The following is a 3,751-nucleotide window of genomic DNA, read 5'->3' on the forward strand; positions in this document are numbered from 1 at the left end:
GGTGTGGTGTTGTCGCCGGCGCGGAATTGGGTCGCCAATTCCAGGGTCCTGGTCAGGGACATGCCCTTCTTTAGCGCGCGCAGGCCAGCAGCCTGAATAGCCGGGCCATCAGCCATCGGATCGGAGAAAGGCACGCCGAGCTCAATGATATCGGAACCAGATGCCGGCAGCGCCTTCATGATCTTGAGCGAAGTCTCGAAATCCGGGTCGCCACCCATGAAATAGGTCACAAGCGCCGGACGACCTTCGGCTTTCAGTGCGGCGAACTTACTGTCGATACGCGTCGTCATGATCAGATATCCATTCCAAGCAGTTTGCCGACCGTATGGACGTCTTTGTCCCCCCGGCCGGAAAGGTTGACGATCATGACCTTGTCCTGGCCCATCTGAGGCGCGATCTTCACGGCATGCGCGATGGCATGCGCAGATTCGAGTGCTGGGATTATCCCCTCGACGCGCGTCGTCAGCTGGAACGCTTCGAGCGCTTCGTTGTCGAGGATCGGCACATAGGAAACCCGGCCGGTGTCGCGCAGCCATGAGTGCTCGGGACCTACGCCTGGATAGTCGAGGCCAGCCGAGACCGAGTGTCCATCGAGGATCTGGCCGTCCTTGTCCTGCAGGAGATAGGTGCGATTGCCATGGAGTACGCCGGGACGGCCTGCGCTCATCGAGGCGCAATGCTCGATGCCGTCGAGCCCGCGCCCGCCGGCTTCGATACCGATGATCTCGACGCTTTTGTCGTCAAGGAAGGGGTGGAACAAGCCAATTGCATTGGAGCCGCCGCCAACCGCCGCGATGATCGTATCAGGAAGACGTCCCTCTTGTTCGAGGATTTGCGCGCGCGCCTCGATGCCGATGACCGACTGGAAATCGCGAACGAGTTCCGGATAGGGGTGGGGACCAGCGGCTGTGCCGATCAGGTAGTAGGTGTCCTCGACATTCGTGACCCAGTCGCGCAAGGCCTCGTTCATCGCGTCCTTGAGTGTGCCATGGCCGGAGGAGACCGGCTTGACCTCGGCGCCGAGCAGCTTCATGCGAAAGACGTTCGGCTTCTGCCGCTCAACGTCGGTCGCACCCATGTAAACCACGCAAGGCAGGCCGAAGCGCGCGGAAACCGTCGCCGATGCAACACCATGCTGCCCGGCGCCGGTCTCGGCGATGATGCGGGTCTTGCCCATGCGCTTGGCGAGCAGGATCTGACCAAGGCAATTGTTGATCTTGTGGCTGCCGGTATGGTTCAGGTCTTCGCGCTTGAAATAGATCTTGGCACCGCCGGTACCGCCCTGATCCTTCGCAAGCTGGCGCACATGCCGGGTCAAGCCCTCGGCATAATAGAGCTTGGATGGCCGTCCGGCATAGTGCGTAGAGAGCGCCTGAAGCTCGGCTTTGAACGCCGGATCTTTTTTTGCATCGTCATAGGCCTGCTGCAGTTCAAGGATCAGCGGCATCAGCGTTTCGGCGACAAAGCGCCCGCCGAAAATGCCGAACATGCCCTCTTCGTCGGGGCCTGTCTTGAATGAATTGGGCTCAACCACCTTGTTCACTGCACCACTCCGTTCCTGGGTCTGTCGTTCCAGCGACCGCCCGACTCAAGCCGCATCGGCACTTTTGACAGCACGCACGGCCCCGAAAAATTCCTTGATAAGTCCGACATCCTTTACACCCGGCGCGGACTCGACGCCGGAGGAAACATCGATGCCGGCAGGCATTAGCCGCAACGCGTCACCAACATTGCCGGCATTGAGCCCGCCGGAAAGAATGTAGTCCAGCGAACCATCGAGTTCACTCAAAACCCGCCAATCGAACGCGACGCCGTTGCCGCCCGGCAAGGCCGAACCCGCTGGTGCCTTTGCATCGAACATCAGACGATCGGCGACGCCGACATAAGGCTTGATCTGGTCGAGATCGCCGCGTTCACGCAGTGAGAAAACCTTGATCACCGGCAGCCCGTAGCGGTCCTTGACTTCCCTAACGCGCGCAACGCTCTCATGACCGTGAAGCTGCAGCATGTCGGGCGTCATGGCGGCGGTAATTGCATCGAGAGTTGCATCGTCGGCATCGACGGTGACTGCAACTGCCTTTGCCCTGCCTTGCGCAGCGCGGCGCAAGCGCCCTGCCTCGCCCGGGTCGATATTGCGTGGGCTCTTGCCGAAGAAAATGAATCCGATATGCGTTGCTCCACCGTCGAGGGCAGCGGCAACTGCTTCGTCGGTTTTCAATCCGCATATCTTGATATCAAGGCTCATAACCCGCCACTCGCATGAAAATGCGCCAAAGTCGAGGATTTTGCATCAGCTCTCTGTCACAGATGGTGGTGATACCCTTTCCGGACAAGAAAATCGAACGCATCCGCGACAGATGCCGGGATGGATTGCGCTATCTGGTAGCCTTTGGGCGGATAAATTCTCATACGGTGCAGGTCGCCAACCAACTCGTTGATCAGGTTTTCGAGTGGATAGGCTTCGGTGGGTTGGTCTTCGAAACGCGTTGGCGGTGCCGTTACGAGTGTTTCGATTTCGGGCCACTGTGACGCTGCGGTGGCGCGGACACGGCGCTGTGTCTGTGGTTTGGTCACCATGACCACACGCTGAATGTCATCCCCGGCCATGGCCCTCGAAAAGCGGATGTTTTCGCCGATATTGGTGGCGCGGGGTTCGATGAGAATGGAAGCCTCGGGTATGCCCAGTTTCATTGCACGTGCTGCAAAGGCTTCGGCCTCGCTGCTCTCGTAGAGATTGCCGGTCCAATTTCCGGATTTGCCGGTAAACAATATCCGCGGAGCAAGACCCTTTTGAAACAGTTCGGCGCAATGGTCGGCTACCCGAAGGTCATAGCTGCCGAAACCGATAATCAGATCCGCTTCGGACAATGGCTCATAGATGAGATGGTACTCCCATAGCGTCCTGGCGGCTCGTAACACCGGCGGAGGGAGTTCTGTCGCCATTAGCTGAAATCGATAGCCTGTAATGCGCTACCGTTGCGCTTCAGCCATGCCTTGCAGCGGTCGGTGTCGGGGCAAAGCTCGCCGCATAGCTTCCAGAACTTCGGTCCATGGTTCATCTCCTTGAGGTGGGCAACCTCATGGGCAACGAGATAATTGATGATCGGAGGCGGCGCCATCATGATTCGCCAGGAAAAGGAAAGCGTCCCGTCGGAGGTGCACGAGCCCCAGCGGCTTTTGGTGTCCTTGAACCTTACAGCCTTGGCGCGCCGGCCCACCGTGGCGGTATGACGAGCCACAAGCATTTCGAGATCGCGACGGGCTTCACGCTTCAGGAAATCGCCGACGCGACGAGAAAGGTGCGGCCGCTCACCGCAAACTATGAGCAGCGGACCATCTGGCCCCTCCTCCTGTCGGACCGTACCGCGCTTGGCGGGTTCATGCACGATGAGATGCGGAATCCCACGCACCGGAATCTTTACGCCGGGTCGCACCTTCGGCTGATCCGGCATCTTGGCAATGCGGGTCTCGATCCAGCCCTCATGGCGGGCGAGGAATTTGTCGATCTCGCGCGCCGGTATCCCGGGCGGCACCGTCATGCGCAGCCCCTTGCCGCCGGCATCGATCCGTAGAGTCAGCCGTGTGGCACGCGGGTTCTCCATAATGCGCAGCGGCACCACGCGTCCTGCCACGTCGAAGCTGCGTTCAGCCTTTAGAGTGGCGGACTTCTTCGGGGGATTCCGAAACAGGGACAGGATCATGCAAGCACTTTAGTTGATTCGAAGGGTGTCGTCAGACAAAAGAGGAGCGG

Annotated in this window: 5 protein-coding genes; all 5 read right to left on the reverse strand. The window is 59.5% G+C overall.

What is annotated here, in order from left to right:
* A partial coding sequence (locus tag AAAB35_RS21370; protein ID WP_340670285.1) for a tryptophan synthase subunit alpha occupies window positions 1-290 on the reverse strand: 290 nt, incomplete at its 3' end.
* Between the two features lie 2 nt (window positions 291-292).
* Window positions 293-1,543 carry a tryptophan synthase subunit beta gene (gene trpB, locus AAAB35_RS21375; RefSeq protein WP_340670286.1) on the reverse strand — a complete coding sequence of 417 codons (1,251 nt, stop codon included), beginning with the start codon at window positions 1,541-1,543 and terminating at the stop codon, window positions 293-295.
* A gap of 45 nt (window positions 1,544-1,588) precedes the next feature.
* On the reverse strand, window positions 1,589-2,245 hold the full coding sequence (locus AAAB35_RS21380) for a phosphoribosylanthranilate isomerase (protein ID WP_340670287.1): 657 nt from the start codon (window positions 2,243-2,245) through the stop codon (window positions 1,589-1,591).
* Window positions 2,246-2,301: 56 nt separating this feature from the next.
* Window positions 2,302-2,943, reverse strand: a complete 642-nt coding sequence (locus tag AAAB35_RS21385; RefSeq protein ID WP_340670288.1) for a YdcF family protein — start codon at window positions 2,941-2,943, stop codon at window positions 2,302-2,304.
* Entirely contained in the window at window positions 2,943-3,701 is a 759-nt protein-coding gene (locus AAAB35_RS21390; protein WP_340670289.1) for a M48 family metallopeptidase, read from the reverse strand. Before AAAB35_RS21390 ends, AAAB35_RS21385 begins: the two co-directional genes overlap by 1 nt.
* Window positions 3,702-3,751 lie beyond the last annotated feature (50 nt).

Origin of the sequence: Phyllobacterium sp., from assembly GCF_037994425.1 — a bacterium.
Lineage (GTDB): Bacteria > Pseudomonadota > Alphaproteobacteria > Rhizobiales > Rhizobiaceae > Phyllobacterium.

Coding starts and splice junctions, on each gene's coding strand:
- AAAB35_RS21380 (WP_340670287.1), bottom strand. CDS start 2,245: ATGAGCCTTGATATCAAGATATGCGGATTGAAAACCGACGAAGCAGTT.
- AAAB35_RS21385 (WP_340670288.1), bottom strand. CDS start 2,943: ATGGCGACAGAACTCCCTCCGCCGGTGTTACGAGCCGCCAGGACGCTA.
- AAAB35_RS21390 (WP_340670289.1), bottom strand. CDS start 3,701: ATGATCCTGTCCCTGTTTCGGAATCCCCCGAAGAAGTCCGCCACTCTA.